Source organism: Pantoea sp. GCM10028869 (assembly GCF_042666835.1).
In the GTDB taxonomy this organism is placed as follows: domain Bacteria; phylum Pseudomonadota; class Gammaproteobacteria; order Enterobacterales; family Enterobacteriaceae; genus Pantoea; species Pantoea leporis.
The window spans coordinates 16,872-33,221 of record NZ_JBHTGO010000006.1 but is presented as its reverse complement, the minus strand read 5'-3'; the positions used below and the strand labels follow the sequence as shown (position 1 = coordinate 33,221).

Below are 16,350 nucleotides of genomic sequence, written 5' to 3'. Positions count from 1 at the left end.
GCGGCTAGCTGAGTCCGCCGAGGTGCAACGCTTTAACTTCCAGATACTCTTCCATCCCCAACACCGATCCTTCGCGTCCCAGTCCAGACTCTTTCACGCCGCCAAACGGTGCCAGCTCAGTGGATACCGCGCATTCGTTAATGCCGATCATGCCCGCTTCCAGCGCCGCTGAGACGCGGAACACCCGTTGCAGATTCTGCGTGTAGAAGTAAGCCGCCAGGCCAAATTCGGTGTTGTTGGCGCGCGCAATCACCTCGGCTTCATCGTCAAAGCGGAAGCAAGCCGCAACCGGACCAAACGTCTCTTCCTGCGCCAGCTTCATCTCTTCATGCGCTTCGCCAATCACCGTTGGTTGCCAGAAGTTGCCGCCAAGAGGATGACGTTCGCCGCCGACCAGCAATTTGCCGCCTTTACTCAATGCATCTTTGACGTGCTCTTCCACTTTCTCCAGCGCGGAGGGCTCAATCAGCGGGCCAACGATCACGCCTTCTTCCACGCCATTTCCGACTTTTAGTTTGCCCACCGCATCGGCCAGTTGATTAACGAAGCGATCGTACACCGCGTTATGCACATAGAAACGGTTGACGCTGACGCACACCTGTCCGGCGTTGCGGAATTTGTTGGCAATCGCGCCCTGCACCGCCGCATCAATATCGGCATCATCAAACACGATGTAAGGCGCGTTGCCGCCTAACTCCATCGAGACCTTTTTCATGGTTTCAGCCGCATTACGCATCAGCGTTTTGCCCACCGCGGTGGAACCGGTAAAGGAGATTTTGCGCACCGCCTTGCTGGCCATGATCGCGTCGCTGATGGCATGCGTATCGCCCGCCACCGCATTAAGTACGCCATCAGGCACACCGGCTTTCTGCGCCAGCGCCAGCAACGCGAAGGCGCTCAGCGGTGTGTTGTTAGCGGGTTTGATGATGCCGGTACAGCCCGCGGCCAATGCGGGGCCAAGTTTGCGCGTCAGCATCGCCATTGGGAAATTCCACGGCGTGATCGCCGCGACCACACCAATTGGTTCCCGCGTCGCCAGAATGCGCGAGCCTGGTTTAGCCGGCGGGATGATTTCACCGTTGGCGCGTTTCGCCTGCTCGGCAAACCACTGAATAAAGCTGGCGGCGTATTCCACTTCACCTTCGGCTTCTTTAAGCGGTTTACCCTGCTCGGCGGTCATCAACTGGCCGAGCCAGCTTTTATTCTCGATGATCAGCTGATACCAGCGATAGAGGATTTCGGCACGCGCCTTGGCGGTTTTATCGCGCCAGGCGGGAAACGCACGCTGCGCGGCGGCAATCGCCTGTTGGGTTTCTTGCTGGCCGGCTTTCGCCACGTTAGCGATAATTTCGCCAGTGGCAGGATTGGTCACCTCAAAGGTGGCGCTGGCGTTATGCCACTGACCATCAGCGAAATAGCCGGTCTTGAAAAATTCGTGTTGTTGGAGGGAAGTGGACATCGGTTTTCTCCTGTCAGTTTACGTCCTGTCAGGAAAGTATAGATGCCAATATCAGAGGTTTTTGTGTCAGCGTGGGATCTAAAAGGCCGCTGCAGGTTGCAGCGGCCAGTTTCAGATTTGTATTAAGGTGTTCTGATACTTATCCAGCATCAGCGCCAGCCGTTTCACCGGCTCGGTGACGTTATCAGGCGCAGCATAGTGCTGCAGCTTTTCCTGATACACATCCAGCTCCTTGAGCAGCCGCTCGAAGTAATAGCGCCGCTTATCATCGCTGGTCGCGGAGATAATGCGGTCGGCGGTGTAGCGCAGCTGGCGGTGATAGGCCGAGAGATCTGCATTCACCGGCACTTCGGCATTGCGCAGGCGTTGATGGCCGATAATCAGCGTCAGCGCGATACGGTATTTATCGATATCGCCGGGGAACAGGTTGAGCAACAAAAACAATTGCTGATACAGCGCCGGCAAGTGGTTTTCACGACGACGCGCCTGATTAGTGGTCAGCGCAGCAACTGCGGCATACATAAAGCGATTCAGCAGTTTACGTCCGGTACGCTCCTTGGATTTATCGCGAATCAGCAGAATCACCATCATCGCTACAAAGCAGCCAATCACCTGGCCCAACACGTTATCGAGGAATACGTTGAACTCGAACTTCATCGGGTTATCCAGCACCAGCACGTTGATGGTACCAATCAACGCACCCAGCGTACCCAACTGACGACGCTGCACGAAGATGCCGCCGATAAAACCCAGCGCGCCGATGGCGATACACAACAGCAGCGCACTTTGCTGGGTCGCGGGCAGAATAAAAATGAAGTAGAGCGCGCCGAGCGGCACCGCAACCGTCATGCCGTAAAGGAAGTCTTTCGCCATCATCAGCGGATTCGGCATACGCATCGCCAGCGCGGTAATCACCGCCAGCATCACCATGCAGCCGCTGCCTGATGTCCAGCCGGTATACAGCCAGAACAGCGATCCCAGCGCGGTGGCGACGAAGGTACGTATACCGTTGATCATCGCGTGATGGGTTTCCGCAGAACGCGCCTGAATCACTACCTCGCGCTGCAGAATGCTCTCTTCCAGCGGGGTGATGCGGCTATTACTTTTAATGCCGTTAATCAGCAGCAGATATTCAGTGGCCGCGCCGACCCAACTCGCCAGCGTCACCGGCACGGTTTTGCTGCTCACGCCAATCAGGCGACGCATCACCTTCATGCGCTTATGCACATCGTTGACGCTGTTGACCTCTTTTTCGATCAGCAAACGATAGTGCGGTGGAATGTATTCCGGGCGCGAGTTTTGAATCAGGAAAGTTTCGGCGGCCTGCGTGATCAGCGTCAGCGATAAGGTGTTAAGCATTTGCAGGCGGCGGCTGGAGTTTTTCCAGCGTGAGGATTCCATCATCAGCTGGCCGCGCATGCCGTTGAGTGCCGTGGTGCGACGCACTAACGCGCTCCAGGCTTTATCCACTTCCTCTTTGTCTTCATGCGCGACGCACAGCTGCAGCAATTTGTAGTGCGCCACCAGCAGCGCATCCACTTCCTGCTCAATCACTTTTTTGATCGAACGCGGCGAGAACAGCATGTCGGCGAGGATGGCACACAGAATACCGATGACGATTTCACTGCAGCGCTCAACCGCGTACTGCGGAGCCAGCGTTAAGCCGCCGCTGGCATCCGCCGTCACCACGATGATCAGCGCGGTGTAACCGGCAAGGCCCAACGCATAGGAGTTTTCGACTTTGATCAGCGAAGAGAGCCACACGCACATGCCGGCCCACATACAGCACAGCAGCAGCATCACCACCGGCGCGCGCACCGTGGCAATCATAATGGTGAGCGCGGCGATACAGCCAATAAAAGTACCGATGATGCGCAGAATGCCGCGATAGCGCAGCGCGCCAGAATAGGGATCGCCCCCCGCAGCAAAGGCGGTACCACCGGCCACGATGCCGGCGGTCATCACCGCCCAACGCGGCGTTTCCAGATGGAAGTGAAAGCCAATCATCAACGCCGCAACCAGCGCGAAGGTGAGCTTCACCGGGAAACGCAAAAACTCAATCATATCGCCCTCGCTTAACCAAACTCACGCAGGCGATTGAACAACTGTGCCAGCGGCGAGACTTTGGTTTCGCGATCCTGCGCACCGGTAATCACCACCGTCGCCGTGGTCCCCGCCGGGAAGCGGTTGCCCGGTTGCTCGTCGAGACGAATACGCACCGGCACACGCTGCGCCAGACGCACCCACTCCAGATTCGAGTCGATGGTCGCCATGCCTTTGCTGTCGCTGGTGCTGCTGCTGTTGGTTACGCCCGCCGCGATGCTGTCAACGGTGCCGCGCAGTACCGCGTTGCTCCCCAACGGCGTGATTTGCGCGCGGAAGCCCGGACGCACGCCATCCAGCTTGGTCTCTTCCATGTAGGCCAGCACATAGAAGGAGTGCTGTTGCACCAACGCCACGGCTACCGAGCCGCGCGTGATGAATTCGCCCTGATAGACATTGAGGTTGGTGACCCAGCCGTCAGATGGCGCTTTGATAGTGGTGCGATCGAGGTCGATCACCGCCAGGTCGCGCGTGGCCACAGACTTCGCCAGCTGATGCTCGCTGGTTTGCAGATCGTTGTTGGATTGCTCAATCGCTTCACGCGACATCGCGCTGGTCCCCAACTGATTGCGGCGACTGGCTTCACGGCGTTTTTCACTCACTAACGCCTGGTAATACTCGACATCCGCCTGGGCTTCGTCCAGCGCTTTTTGGTAGCGCGGACGGTCAACCACAAACAGCGTGTCGCCTTTTTTTACCAGCTGGTTGTCGTGCACCGGCACGTCAGTGATGATGCCGGTGACGTCAGGCGAGATCGCCACCACATCGGCAGAGAATTTGGCATCACGCGTCCACGGTGATTCGGTGTAGAACACCCAGGCGCGGAAGATGATCACGATGGCGATGACAACCAGCAGGAGTGTAATCGCGTATCGCGCGATTTTTCTTATTAGCGCTTTCACTTAAAAAACCTCAGACGAATAAACGGGATACAAGGTAAAACACGCAGCAATACAGCGCAGTGTTAAACAGTGCCGGATGCCAAACCAGATCGTAGATCCCGCTAGGCGTTAGCACGCGTTTCACCAGCCAGAACAGCGCCAGTGAAACCAGTAGTTCAATGAAGATGGGCGGAAAACTCAGCCCGAATACGACAAATACCGGAAGCACACTCATTTCGGATCCTTAGTTCGACCTTGCCGGATTGCACCGATACCTGCCCACATGCCATGTAGCACGTTGGGTTTACGATCAGGGGATAACGGATAAACTGATGGCAACATTCAGGCCGCGTTGAGCTAATCATAGCGTATCATCGGGCTAACACAGCCGTGTTCAGGTGCAGTGAAGAGACCCAGCGCGCGTATAGTAACGCGCTTGACTATACGTTTTCTACATATTGTGAGCTAAATCACTTTTTAGCCAGAGTAAACAATGGATCGACTTAAGAGCATGTCCATTTTCGCCAAAGTGGTTGAATTAGGTTCATTTACCGCCGCGGCGCGCCAGCTACAGCTTAGCGTTTCGTCTATCAGCCAGATAGTCGCCAAACTGGAAGATGAGTTACAGGTTAAATTGCTTAATCGCAGCACGCGCAGCATTGGCCTGACTGAGGCCGGAAAGATCTATTTTCAGGGCTGTCGCCGCATGCTAGCGGAGGCGTCGCAGGTACACGAGCAGCTGTACGCCTTTAACAACACGCCGATCGGAATTCTACGGATCGGCTGCTCATCGACGATGGCGCAGAATGTGTTATCGGCGATGACCAGCGAAATGTTACGCGAATATCCGGGTTTGGGCGTCAATCTGGTGACGGGCATTCCTGCTCCCGATTTGATCGCCAACGGGTTGGATTTGGTGGTGCGCGTGGGCGCGCTGCAGGATTCGAACTTGTTCTCGCGTCGGCTGGGTGCAATGCCGATGGTGGTGTGCGCGGCGAAGAGCTATCTGGCGCAGCATGGCACGCCGGAAAAACCCAGCGAGATCGATAATTTTTCGTGGCTGGAATATAGCGTGCGGCCGGATAACACTTTTGAACTGGTTGCGCCGGAAGGATTGGTTACCCGCCTTACGCCGCAGGGCCGTTTCGTCACCAACGATTCGCAGACGCTGATTCGCTGGCTGAAAGCAGGTTGCGGTATCGCCTATGTGCCGTTGATGTGGGTGATTGATGAGATCAATGCGGGGGAGATCGATATTCTGTTCCCGCAATATCACTCGGAGCCGCGCCCGGTCTATGCGCTCTATACCGAGAAAGACAAGCTGCCGCTGAAAGTGCAGGTGTGCATTGATTATCTGACCGAGTATTTCAGGCAGGTAGCGCAGCAGTATCAGCAGCATCGGAAAGGTTGAGGGCAGATGTTCAGGTCGCCATACATGGCGACCTGACAGCGTTAGGCGGTACCACCTACGGTGATTTTATCCAGCTTCAGCGTTGGCTGACCCACGCCAACCGGCACGCTTTGTCCCTCTTTACCGCATACGCCGACGCCTTTATCCAGCGCCAGATCGTTGCCGACCATCGAGATCTGCTGCATCGCTTCGATGCCGGAGCCAATCAGCGTGGCGCCTTTTACGGGCGTCGTCACTTTACCGTTCTCAATCAGATAAGCTTCTGAGGTGGAGAACACGAACTTACCGGACGTAATATCAACCTGGCCGCCGCCGAAGTTTGGCGCGTAAATGCCGTACTCCACGCTTTCGATGATATCTTGTGGCGTCGATTTGCCCGCCAGCATGTAAGTGTTGGTCATGCGCGGCATTGGCAGGTGCGCGTAAGATTCACGGCGACCATTGCCAGTTGGATTGACGCCCATCAGGCGCGCATTCAACTTGTCCTGCATGTAGCCTTTCAGCACGCCATTTTCGATCAGCATGTTGTACTGGCCCGGCACGCCTTCATCATCGACCGCCAGCGAACCGCGCAGACCTTCAATGGTGCCATCGTCAACCACGGTACACAGCTCTGAAGCCACCAGCTGGCCCATTTTGCCGCTGAATACCGATGTCGCACGACGGTTGAAGTCACCTTCCAGACCATGTCCAACGGCTTCGTGCAGCAGCACACCCGGCCAACCTGCGCCCAGCACCACCGGCAACATGCCAGCGGGTGCCGCCACGGCGGAGAGATTGACCAGCGCCATGCGCACCGCTTCGCGCGCCCAGGCATCGGCACGCACATCACCGCTCTCATCGGCGAGGAAGAATTCATAACCGGTACGCGCGCCGCCGCCGCTTGAGCCACGTTCGCGTTTACCCTGATCTTCCACCTGCACGCTGATGGAAAGACGCACCAGCGGACGAATATCTGCGGCCAGCGTGCCGTCAGTTGCGGCGACCAGCACTTGTTCGTAAACACCGCTCAGACTGGCATTCACTTCCTGCACACGTGGATCGGCAGCACGCGCCACTTTATCAACACGGTGCAGCAGGGCAATTTTGTCTTCGCGCGTCAGGCTATCCAGCGGATTAACGGGCGCATACAGCGAACGGTTCAGCACCGCCGATAAGGTATGCGCTTTGCCGTTGCCTTGTTCACGCACGATGCTGCGCGCCGCTTCAGACGACTGACGCAGTGCATTCAGGGAAATCTGGTCAGCGTAGGCGAAACCGGTTTTCTCACCGCTCACGGCGCGGACGCCCACGCCCTGATCGATATGGTAAGAACCATCTTTAATAATTTTGTCTTCCAGCACCCAGGATTCGTGGAAACTGGACTGGAAATAGAGATCGGCATAATCCAGACGACGTTCTGAAAGCTGCCCTAACAGGGAATAAAGGTCCTGCTGATTAATGCTGTTCGCAGTTAGCAACTGCTCACTTACCAGATTCAGAGTCATCGTTTCTCACTCATTATGTGCTCGGATAGTCATAGCCTGCGGCAATTACCCGACGGCGTCAAATTCACTTCTTCTCGTCTTCGCGCGGTTTGCGCAGTACTTCATTGATTTCCGGCTTATCCAGCGGTCCGCTGATGTGGTAGCGCAACAGTGAAATCTTATTCCACAGCGGTCCCAGCACTTTGCTGGCGGCGAAGACCGCAGCACCGACCACCGGATTGATGACGAATGCAGTGGCAACGCCGACCGACGCGGAGATTTCCGGGGCGACCACCGCTTCCATGTCGATCTGACGCTTCACCAAATCGATGTTGCCCTTCATGGCGATATCCGCTTCCAGGCCATCCACCAGCAGGTTATCGGTACGCATCACACCGTTTTCAATCCACGCGGTGCCGTTGATCGAATCGAAATAGAAACCGTCACTAAAGGTGTCGCTGAAATCGAAGCGCATCTTGCGTAGCAAGGCATCAAAGCTAAACAGGCGCAGTAACTGCCCGGCGCGGCCGGTGTTCACATCGGCGATCTGGCCTTTACCAAAGTGGGTTTTCAGCGTACCGCTTAGCGTCTCTTCCGATGGCTGCCACGGCGCAGAACGCCAGTGCAGATCGTAATCGAGTTTAAACGGTGCATCGCGCAGCGGCGTATTCATGCCAAACCAGTTAGCCGCGTCATTGATGTTGTCGCCGCTCAGGCTGCCCTTCAGCGAAGTGCGCTGATCGCCGGGTTTATTCACCCATTCACCCGTCACGTTCAATTTTGAGCTGCCAGAATCAATCGAGGCGTTAGTAAGTGCTAACGTATCGCCTTGCGGCTGTAGCTTCGCCTGCATATGGCCAAACTTCTGTCCGCGAATCCAGCACTCATCACAGTTGAGCTGCAACGCTGGCCAGCTGCTGAAGTTGATGTTGCTGCTGTTGCCGCCAAACGGCGATGATTTTCCATCGCTTTTCTCAGCCCATTCAGGATTGTAGTAAAGATAGCTCAGGTTGATCTGCCACGGAGAGCGCTGCGCCGTCTGCAAACTGCCACGTGCTTCACGGCTCTCCAGCTGCAAGTGGGTATTGCCGGCTGGCCCCTGCGTAACGGTAGCGTTAACGTCGTGCCATTGCTGACCACCAAGCGTCAGCGCCGGTGTGCGCAGAATAAAGTCGCCCGGCAGCGCCGCGCCGCCCACTTCCGGCTCGCCCTGAGCGTTACGCGCACTGCCCGCGCCAGCCATCATCCCCATCCAGGCTTCGCCGTTCAGCGGCGGGAGATTCAGCTCCATGCCGCGCTTCTCGGGCAGCTTCGGTGTGCTTTTCGCATCATTCAGCCAGATCCCGCGATCAACGCGCAGCTGCGGCTCCAGAATCCAGCGGCTATTGAAACGATGGCGCTCGCGCACGCTGCCGCTCAAGGTAAAGCCTTTCAGATCGCCATCCGCGTTGATGGTAATCGGCATCGCTTCACCAGCCGCTTTATCCAGCGGTGCTGGTAAGTGACTGCTTACTGCTTTGCCCTCGCCTTGCAGTGCCACTTTGTAGGTTGCGCCGCCTTTATGCGGCAGCGTGATATCCACATTGCCCTGCCACGGTAAAGAACCGTCTAACTGACGCGTGATGGCATCCGGCAGCACCTTGAGTTTACCTGGCTGCCAATCGCCCAGCAGTTTGACGTTCACGCCAAAATCGTTGGGATTCTCTTTCGTGCTGAAACTCACGCCGGTTGGCTGCCCGAACCAGTTGGCCTGCAGCTCTTCACTCTCCAGATTGCCGTTGTTGTAACGGAAGCGGCCGGTGAGATTGTTTAGCGTGGTATTTAACGGCTTGATATGCAGGCTGTTGTTGTTCAGCACCACATTGCCGCTGGCGTGCACCTGCTCGCCATCCAGTGGAATATCAAGATTCAACGTGCCGCGCACATTGCCGCCAATCTGTAGCTCCTGCAGCGCCGCGCCGAGCGTCGGTTTCAGCGGCGTTTGCTCGAAATAGTCAGCGATTTTTTTGCCTTCGCCGCTGATGTCACCATCGATGATCAACTTCTCTTTCAGGTAATCCGGAATCACCGCGCTGACATTGCGCGCATCAACCTCGCCGAGCCTGGTTTTATCGGCTTTCATCCACAAACCGTTGTTGAGGAAGTCGAGATTGATGTCGAGGTTTTCCAGCGCTGGCCAGCCGGGCTGGAACTGGAAGGTGGCATTGCGCAGCGGAACCCAAACCTCAAACATGCCGTCATTGTGTTTGAACGGGAACAGCGAGGGATCGCCAGCAAACAGCAGCGTGGCGTTATCCACCTGCCCGCCTTTAATCGCGTCACTGAGATAGTGAGTAAGATCGTGGCCCATCAGCTGCTGCGGGAAATAACGCCACGCATCGCCAGCATCGGTAACGCGAATTCCGGCGAGAATATCGAGTCGCGGCGCGCTACCCAAATTCTGCTGGTAGCGGAAATCGCCGCGTGCCCACAGCGAACGGGCCTGCACATCCAGCTGATGTCCATCCAGCGTTAAGCCGTTAGCATCGCGCAGCCAGTTGAGCTGGCCAGTGATCTGTTTAATCTGCAGCGGAGCCTGGAACATATCGCCGTACGGTACTTCCGCCTGGCCCATCGCCACATCCAGCAAGCCGTTGTTTAAGCTACCGCTGGCGCTCCCGCTGAGATTGCTGATACCCGGCAGTAATTCCCACTGTTGCCAGGCGAGATCGCGCCATTTCACCTGCAAACGCGTTTGCTCAGGCTGCTGCAGCGGGATATCCAGCGCCAGCGCATCAATGTGGCCGCGCGGCTGTAGCGCACGCCAGTTATCCAGCAAGGTTGGAGAAAGCGGTGCAAACAGCGGAACGACGGGCGCCAGACGTTCTAAATCCAGCTGCGTGGCACGCACGCGCATCTCCGGCGCACTGTTGGCGCCGAGCATCTGCTTATCTTCCGGCTTCCACAGCAGGGAAAAATGTCCTGGCGCCCATGCGATGCCATCCGTTCTCAAGCGGGTTTGCGGTACCGAAAGGCTCCAGCCATTCTGGTACCGCGACAAGTGCGCGGTTAAGCCATCAACCTCTAATTGATGATCGCCCTGCTCGCCGCGCCAGCGCGCGCCACCTTTGCTCAACAGCAAATCACCGGCGTAGAGATCGCCATCGCGCAAATTCGCCCACGCGGCCAGACTGAAGCGCGCGCTTTCAAGGCTGGTGTTATCACGCAGCCACGGACCAATCCACGGTCGCACATCAACATCATCGGCCTGCATCCAGATGCGGCCATCGCTGAGTAAACCGTTGCTGTCGTTGAGATCAAGTCGCACCTGCACCACGCCATGCTGGCCGGTAAAACTGGAGAGGCTCACTTCGCCCTCGGCGCGGTGACGGGTATTTTCGTTCAGCCAGGTAAGGCGCGGAATCGCCAGTTCAGCATGCTGGCCGGACGGCGTCAGAAAACGGATGCTGCTGTCGCGCAGATCGAAGTGGTCGAACTGACGCAAAAACAGATCGTTGATTTGCGCCGGTTTGAAGCTGTTCTTCTGTTCGTCGCTGGTGAACAGCGGATGGTTGGTTTCGAGATGCAGCTGCCAGAAGGTGAGATCGCGGAATTGCCAGCGCCAGTGCAGCAGCGATTGCCACACATTGAGCGCCAGATTGACGCGGCCGATGGTCAGTTGCCCATCTTCCTGCATCGCGACGTTGAGATTGCGCATCTGCAGCGTCGGGCCAAAATTCTCCCATTTGCCCAGCAGTTCGCTGGCCGTCACCGTGACGCCGCTGACGCGTGAGATCGTCTGCAGAATATCGCTGCGATAACTGTTGAGGTGCGGCATCACGAGGCGCAACCCGCTGACCAGCAGCGCCACAATTACGATGATTGCGGCGAGCAGCAGTAACAAAATCCTCGGCAACCGCCTCACACACCTCTCCTTGCTATCCGTTGGCTTGCGGAACTCAACCTCAAAATCACATCATGACGACATCAAACTGCTCTTGGGTATAGAGCGGTTCAACATGAACTTTGACCTGTTTACCGACGAAGATCTCCACTTCCGCCAGCGCGTGTGACTCTTCGCCCTTCAGCGCGTCGCCCACCGCCGGGGAAACGTACACCAGGAAACGGTCGGAATCGTAGGCGTGATGCACGCGCACAATTTCACGCATGATCTCATAGCAGACGGTTTCCACCGTTTTCAAGGTGCCGCGCCCTTTACACACCGGGCAATCGGCGCACAGCACATGTTCAATACTTTCACGCGTGCGTTTACGCGTCATCTCCACCAAACCGAGCGCCGAGAAACCATTGATGCCGGTTTTCACCCGATCTTTGCTCAGCGCGCTCTCCAGCGAATGCAGCACGCGGCGGCGATGCTCGTCGTTACTCATGTCGATGAAATCGATAATGATGATGCCGCCGAGGTTGCGCAGTCGCAGCTGACGCGCGATCGCTTGCGTCGCTTCAATGTTGGTGTTGAAGATGGTCTCGTCGAGATTACGGTGTCCGACAAACGCGCCGGTGTTGATATCCACCGTGGTCATGGCTTCGGTTTGATCGATAATCAGATAGCCGCCGGATTTTAGCTCGACCTTACGCTCCAGCGAACGCTGGATTTCGTTCTCAACGTCGAACAGATCAAAAATCGGCTGTTTGCCGCTGTAAAGCTCCAGCTTGCTAGCCATTTCCGGAATATATTCGCTGGTGAATTCCACCAGCAAATCGCAGGTCAAACGTGAGTCCACGCGAATGCGATCCAGCGCGGCACCGGCGAAATCTCGCAGTACGCGCTGCGCTAACGCCAGCTCACCGTACAGCAGACAGCGCGTCTGATTACGCTTTTTACGCTCGCTGACTTTGGTCCACAAACGTTTCAGGAAAGCGGCATCCTGCGACAACTCTTCCGAACCAATGCCTTCCGCAGCGGTACGAATAATAAAGCCGCCGAGATCGTCACAGTGCGCTGCAACCACCGTTTTCAGTCGTTCGCGCTCGGCCTCGCTCTCAATACGCTGCGAGACGCCAACGTGTGACGCGCCGGGCATAAATACCAGATAGCGTGAAGGCAACGTAATGTCGGTGGTGAGGCGCGCACCTTTGGTGCCCAGCGGATCTTTCACCACCTGCACCATCAGATCCTGGCCGGGACGCACCAGCTCGCCAATGTCGCGCACTACAAAATTTTTCTTCTCATCACCCGCCACGCATTCGGTGTGCGGCATGATGTCGGAAGCGTGCAGAAAGGCGGCTTTTTCCATGCCGATATCGACAAAGGCCGCTTGCATGCCAGGTAAGACGCGACTGACGCGTCCTTTATAGATGTTGCCCACGATGCCACGTCGTGCTTCACGCTCAATGTGGATTTCCTGCAGAATGCCGCCATCAATGTAGGCAACACGGGTTTCCGAAGGTGTCACATTTACCAGCAGTTCAGCCGTCATCTTGTCCCCTTAACGCCCGCAGTGACTGAAAATGACTCAGCAGCTCACCGGTCTCAACCAGCGGCAATCCCACCACGGCGTGATAACTTCCATTAATCTTGCGGACAAAATTGCCGCCAAGGCCCTGAATTCCGTACGCGCCGGCTTTATCCATCGGCTCGCCACTGGCAATATAGTGCGAAATTTCCTCCGCCGTCATCGTGCGGAAGGTCACGTCCGTGGTCACCAGACAATCCAGCTCACGCTGCGTATCGGCCAGCGCCACCGCGGTCATCACCTGATGAGTTTGTCCCGACAGCTTGCTCAGCATCGCGGCGGCGTGCGCGGCATCCTGCGGTTTTTCCAGTACTTCACCGTTCAACACCACGATAGTATCAGCACCCAGCACCGGCAGATCCTGCGGTGCCACCGCGACGCCCGCGCGCGCCTTATCTGACGCCAGACGACGCACGTAAGCGTCAGCCGCTTCTTCAGGCTGACGCTGCTCTTCTACGTGGGTAATCAGGCGTTCAAATTGCAGACCAAGCTGCGTTAACAGCTCACGTCGACGCGGTGAACCGGATGCGAGGTACAGGCTTATCATAGTATTCCTTACTGAACAGCGAATTGACGGCGAATCTTTCTCATTAATAAGAATAGCCAGGGCCACAGGACGCCGTCGACCACGCTACTCCAGAAGATTTCCGGGCGGAAAGAGACGTTGATCACCAGGAATTCTGCCCAGAAAACAATCACATCCACCGCAAGGGACAGCACCATAACCATTAATGCCTGCTGCCACAACGCTAAGTTTCGGAATAACTGAAATTTAAAGGCCACCAGATACGCGATGATGCTAAAGGCTAATGCGCGCACGCCCAGCGTTGAACCCGCCACCAGATCCATAATGGCACCAAGACAAAAACCGGTACCAACATTCACCCGATGCGGCAGCGCCAGCACCCAATAAATGAGGATCAGCAATAGCCATGATGGCCGGAACATATAGATCTGTTCCGGCCACGGCATGATTTGCAGGATAAGGGCAATCAGAAAGGACAGCCAGATAACCCATCGGCCCTGGCTGCGATATCGACTCAAGGCTGGCCTCCGCGTGTGTTCGCAGAATTCCCTTGCGAACGACTGCTGTTAGCGGGTTGCGGTGGCCCCATTTGCTGCGAAGACTGCAAAGTATCCGGTGCCGGTGGGCCCATTTCGCCTGCTGGCGGCAGCACCTGCGGCATCATCTGCATTAAACGTTCGTTGGCCACGCGGTGCACTTCGTCCGGTGCCATCGGTGCGACGCCGTTGCGATCCGCGCCCCACAGCAGCAGCAGATAGCGCAAACGCTGCAAGCCAGCGGCTGGACGCGCTTGAATCACCGTGTAAGCGCGCTGTGTATCGACTTTCACCGAAGAGACCACGCCAACCGGATAACCTTCCGGGAAGCGGCCGCCCAGGCCAGACGTGACTAACACATCGCCCACGCGAATATCGGTGTTGCCCGGTAGATGCTCCAGCTGCAGATCTTCGCTGCAGCCATTACCGGCGGCTATAACACGAATATCATTACGCAGCACCTGAATCGGCAACGCATGCGACGCGTCGCAAATCAGCAGTACGCGACTGGTCACCTGACCGACCGCGACCACCTGACCGACTACACCTTTATCACTGATCACCGGCTGGCCTTCGTAAACGCCGTTTACGCTGCCTTTGTCGATAACCACCTGATCGGTATAAGGGTCGGTGCCGGTGGAGATCACCTGCGTCACCATCTTGTGCTCATCCTGGCGCAGCGGCGAGCCAAGCAGTTCGCGCAGACGCGCGTTTTCCTGCTTATATTGCCCCAGCATCAGCAAGTCACTGTTTTTCAGGAAGAGCTCACGGCGCAGTGCTTTATTTTCCAGTTCCAATTGCTGACGTGACGCCAGGGTTTCGGAAACGCCATCAAGAAGTTGTCTTGGCCCGTTGGCCAAAAAATAAAATGGACTGACCGATGTGTCCAGGTAGTTGCGGATCTGGGAAAAGGAGCTCACGCGGCTATCGGCGATAATAATCGCGATAGCCACAATGACTGCCAGAAAGAGGCGCAACTGCAGGGAAGGTCCCCTGCTAAAAATCGGCTTCATAAATTCTGCGTGTTCCTCGACATCAGGGAAGAAGCGTTAGCCTAAATCACCAACGCCTCAGGGCTGGACGCATTTCGCCGTCGTGCGTTGCAGCAGCAGCGTCAGCATAGGCGCTATTCCCTGCGCAATTTGACCAGGGCCTCAGCCGTTGAGGAATTACTCCTCGCTGAACAAATCGCCGCCATGCATGTCGATCATTTCCAACGCTTTACCACCGCCGCGTGCTACGCAGGTCAGCGGATCTTCTGCCACGACCACCGGAATACCGGTCTCTTCCATCAGCAGGCGATCGAGGTTACGCAGCAATGCGCCACCACCGGTCAGCACCATACCGCGCTCGGAGATGTCAGAAGCCAGCTCTGGCGGGCACTGTTCCAGCGCAACCATCACCGCGCTCACGATGCCGGTCAGCGGTTCCTGCAGCGCTTCAAGAATCTCGTTCGAGTTCAGGGTAAAGCCACGTGGCACACCTTCTGCCAGGTTACGGCCGCGAACTTCAATCTCGTGTACTTCATCGCCCGGATAAGCAGAACCGATACCATGCTTGATACGCTCTGCAGTCGCTTCACCAATCAGTGAACCGTAGTTGCGGCGAACATAATTAATGATAGCTTCATCGAAGCGGTCACCACCAATACGCACTGAAGAGGAGTAAACCACGCCGTTCAGCGAGATCACTGCTACTTCAGTGGTACCACCACCGATATCCACTACCATAGAACCGGTTGCTTCAGAAACCGGCAGACCTGCACCAATCGCCGCCGCCATTGGCTCTTCAATCAGGAACACTTCGCGTGCGCCTGCACCCTGTGCAGATTCACGGATGGCGCGACGCTCAACCTGGGTCGCACCCACCGGTACGCAGACCAGCACACGCGGGCTTGGACGCATAAAGCTATTGCTATGCACTTGCTTAATGAAGTGCTGCAGCATTTTTTCGGTAACGAAGAAGTCGGCGATCACGCCATCTTTCATAGGACGGATAGCAGCGATGTTGCCCGGCGTACGGCCCAGCATCTGCTTAGCGTCATGACCGACAGCCGCTACGCTCTTTGGGGAGCCGGCACGATCCTGACGAATGGCAACCACAGAAGGCTCGTTTAACACGATGCCTTGTCCTTTCACGTAAATCAGGGTATTCGCGGTACCCAGGTCAATGGACAAGTCATTGGAAAACATGCCACGAAATTTTTTAAACATACTAAGGGATAATCCTGCAAGCTGGGGGCGGAAAATAAAATCCGCCTACTTTACCAACCACGCGAAGCCGCTACAAGGCGCAAAAACGTTCGGCTTCGGTGAAAAAATACGCTGAATACTTTTTTGGCCTGATCGTAGGGTCTTTTGCCGCAGTTAAATGGCGTTAACTCGCCGTTTTAACCTAAATTGCCCCGGCGCTAGCCGGCGAATTTCGACATAAAATCTAACATTTCCAGCCGTCAGCATCGCGCGCTCCGGCACTAATAAGCGATAAAAACAGCCATCAGCCTGCACTTCGC

12 protein-coding genes are annotated in these 16,350 nt (G+C 56.3%); 1 reads left to right on the top strand and 11 read right to left on the bottom strand.

Annotation, left to right across the window (positions count from 1 at the left end; translation table 11 throughout):
• Positions 1–4: 4 nt before the first annotated feature.
• The 4 genes from ACFQW4_RS16330 to aaeX all read right to left on the bottom strand — a co-directional run bounded on the left by ACFQW4_RS16330 (position 5) and on the right by aaeX (position 4,678).
• Entirely contained in the window at positions 5–1,459 is a 1,455-nt protein-coding gene (locus ACFQW4_RS16330; protein ID WP_377726226.1) for an NAD-dependent succinate-semialdehyde dehydrogenase, read from the bottom strand.
• A gap of 111 nt (positions 1,460–1,570) precedes the next feature.
• Entirely contained in the window at positions 1,571–3,523 is a 1,953-nt protein-coding gene (aaeB, locus tag ACFQW4_RS16325; RefSeq protein ID WP_377726224.1) for a p-hydroxybenzoic acid efflux pump subunit AaeB, read from the bottom strand.
• 11 nt (positions 3,524–3,534) lie between these two features.
• A complete protein-coding gene (gene aaeA, locus ACFQW4_RS16320; protein ID WP_101762847.1) occupies positions 3,535–4,464 on the bottom strand; it encodes a p-hydroxybenzoic acid efflux pump subunit AaeA in 930 nt (309 codons plus the stop codon).
• Between the two features lie 10 nt (positions 4,465–4,474).
• Positions 4,475–4,678 carry a p-hydroxybenzoic acid efflux pump operon protein AaeX gene (gene aaeX / locus ACFQW4_RS16315; RefSeq protein WP_021508145.1) on the bottom strand — a complete coding sequence of 68 codons (204 nt, stop codon included), beginning with the start codon at positions 4,676–4,678 and terminating at the stop codon, positions 4,475–4,477.
• 258 nt (positions 4,679–4,936) lie between these two features.
• On the opposite strand from aaeX, the gene aaeR reads away from it, so the two are divergent.
• Positions 4,937–5,854 carry an HTH-type transcriptional activator AaeR gene (gene aaeR, locus ACFQW4_RS16310; protein ID WP_101762846.1) on the top strand — a complete coding sequence of 306 codons (918 nt, stop codon included), beginning with the start codon at positions 4,937–4,939 and terminating at the stop codon, positions 5,852–5,854.
• 41 nt (positions 5,855–5,895) lie between these two features.
• Here aaeR and tldD read toward each other — a convergent pair whose 3' ends face one another.
• The 7 genes from tldD to mreB form a co-directional block, all read right to left on the bottom strand.
• Positions 5,896–7,341, bottom strand: a complete 1,446-nt coding sequence (gene tldD / locus ACFQW4_RS16305) for a metalloprotease TldD (RefSeq protein WP_110867445.1) — start codon at positions 7,339–7,341, stop codon at positions 5,896–5,898.
• 64 nt (positions 7,342–7,405) lie between these two features.
• On the bottom strand, positions 7,406–11,224 hold the full coding sequence (yhdP, locus tag ACFQW4_RS16300) for an AsmA2 domain-containing protein YhdP (protein ID WP_377726220.1): 3,819 nt from the start codon (positions 11,222–11,224) through the stop codon (positions 7,406–7,408).
• Between the two features lie 46 nt (positions 11,225–11,270).
• Complete coding sequence (gene rng, locus ACFQW4_RS16295; RefSeq protein ID WP_101762841.1) at positions 11,271–12,740, bottom strand: ribonuclease G; 1,470 nt, start codon at positions 12,738–12,740, stop codon at positions 11,271–11,273.
• Positions 12,730–13,323, bottom strand: a complete 594-nt coding sequence (locus ACFQW4_RS16290; RefSeq protein WP_101762840.1) for a nucleoside triphosphate pyrophosphatase — start codon at positions 13,321–13,323, stop codon at positions 12,730–12,732. The genes rng and ACFQW4_RS16290 overlap by 11 nt, the downstream gene beginning before the upstream one ends.
• A gap of 8 nt (positions 13,324–13,331) precedes the next feature.
• Entirely contained in the window at positions 13,332–13,820 is a 489-nt protein-coding gene (mreD, locus tag ACFQW4_RS16285; protein ID WP_101762839.1) for a rod shape-determining protein MreD, read from the bottom strand.
• Entirely contained in the window at positions 13,817–14,851 is a 1,035-nt protein-coding gene (mreC, locus tag ACFQW4_RS16280; RefSeq protein WP_008101989.1) for a rod shape-determining protein MreC, read from the bottom strand. Before mreC ends, mreD begins: the two co-directional genes overlap by 4 nt.
• Before the next feature lie 156 nt (positions 14,852–15,007).
• A complete protein-coding gene (mreB, locus tag ACFQW4_RS16275; protein ID WP_007891976.1) occupies positions 15,008–16,051 on the bottom strand; it encodes a rod shape-determining protein MreB in 1,044 nt (347 codons plus the stop codon).
• Between the last annotated feature and the right edge of the window lie 299 nt (positions 16,052–16,350).

Coding starts and splice junctions, on each gene's coding strand:
- aaeX (WP_021508145.1), bottom strand. CDS start 4,678: ATGAGTGTGCTTCCGGTATTTGTCGTATTCGGGCTGAGTTTTCCGCCC.
- aaeR (WP_101762846.1), top strand. CDS start 4,937: ATGGATCGACTTAAGAGCATGTCCATTTTCGCCAAAGTGGTTGAATTA.
- ACFQW4_RS16330 (WP_377726226.1), bottom strand. CDS start 1,459: ATGTCCACTTCCCTCCAACAACACGAATTTTTCAAGACCGGCTATTTC.
- ACFQW4_RS16290 (WP_101762840.1), bottom strand. CDS start 13,323: ATGATAAGCCTGTACCTCGCATCCGGTTCACCGCGTCGACGTGAGCTG.
- aaeB (WP_377726224.1), bottom strand. CDS start 3,523: ATGATTGAGTTTTTGCGTTTCCCGGTGAAGCTCACCTTCGCGCTGGTT.
- rng (WP_101762841.1), bottom strand. CDS start 12,740: ATGACGGCTGAACTGCTGGTAAATGTGACACCTTCGGAAACCCGTGTT.
- mreC (WP_008101989.1), bottom strand. CDS start 14,851: ATGAAGCCGATTTTTAGCAGGGGACCTTCCCTGCAGTTGCGCCTCTTT.
- tldD (WP_110867445.1), bottom strand. CDS start 7,341: ATGACTCTGAATCTGGTAAGTGAGCAGTTGCTAACTGCGAACAGCATT.
- mreB (WP_007891976.1), bottom strand. CDS start 16,051: ATGTTTAAAAAATTTCGTGGCATGTTTTCCAATGACTTGTCCATTGAC.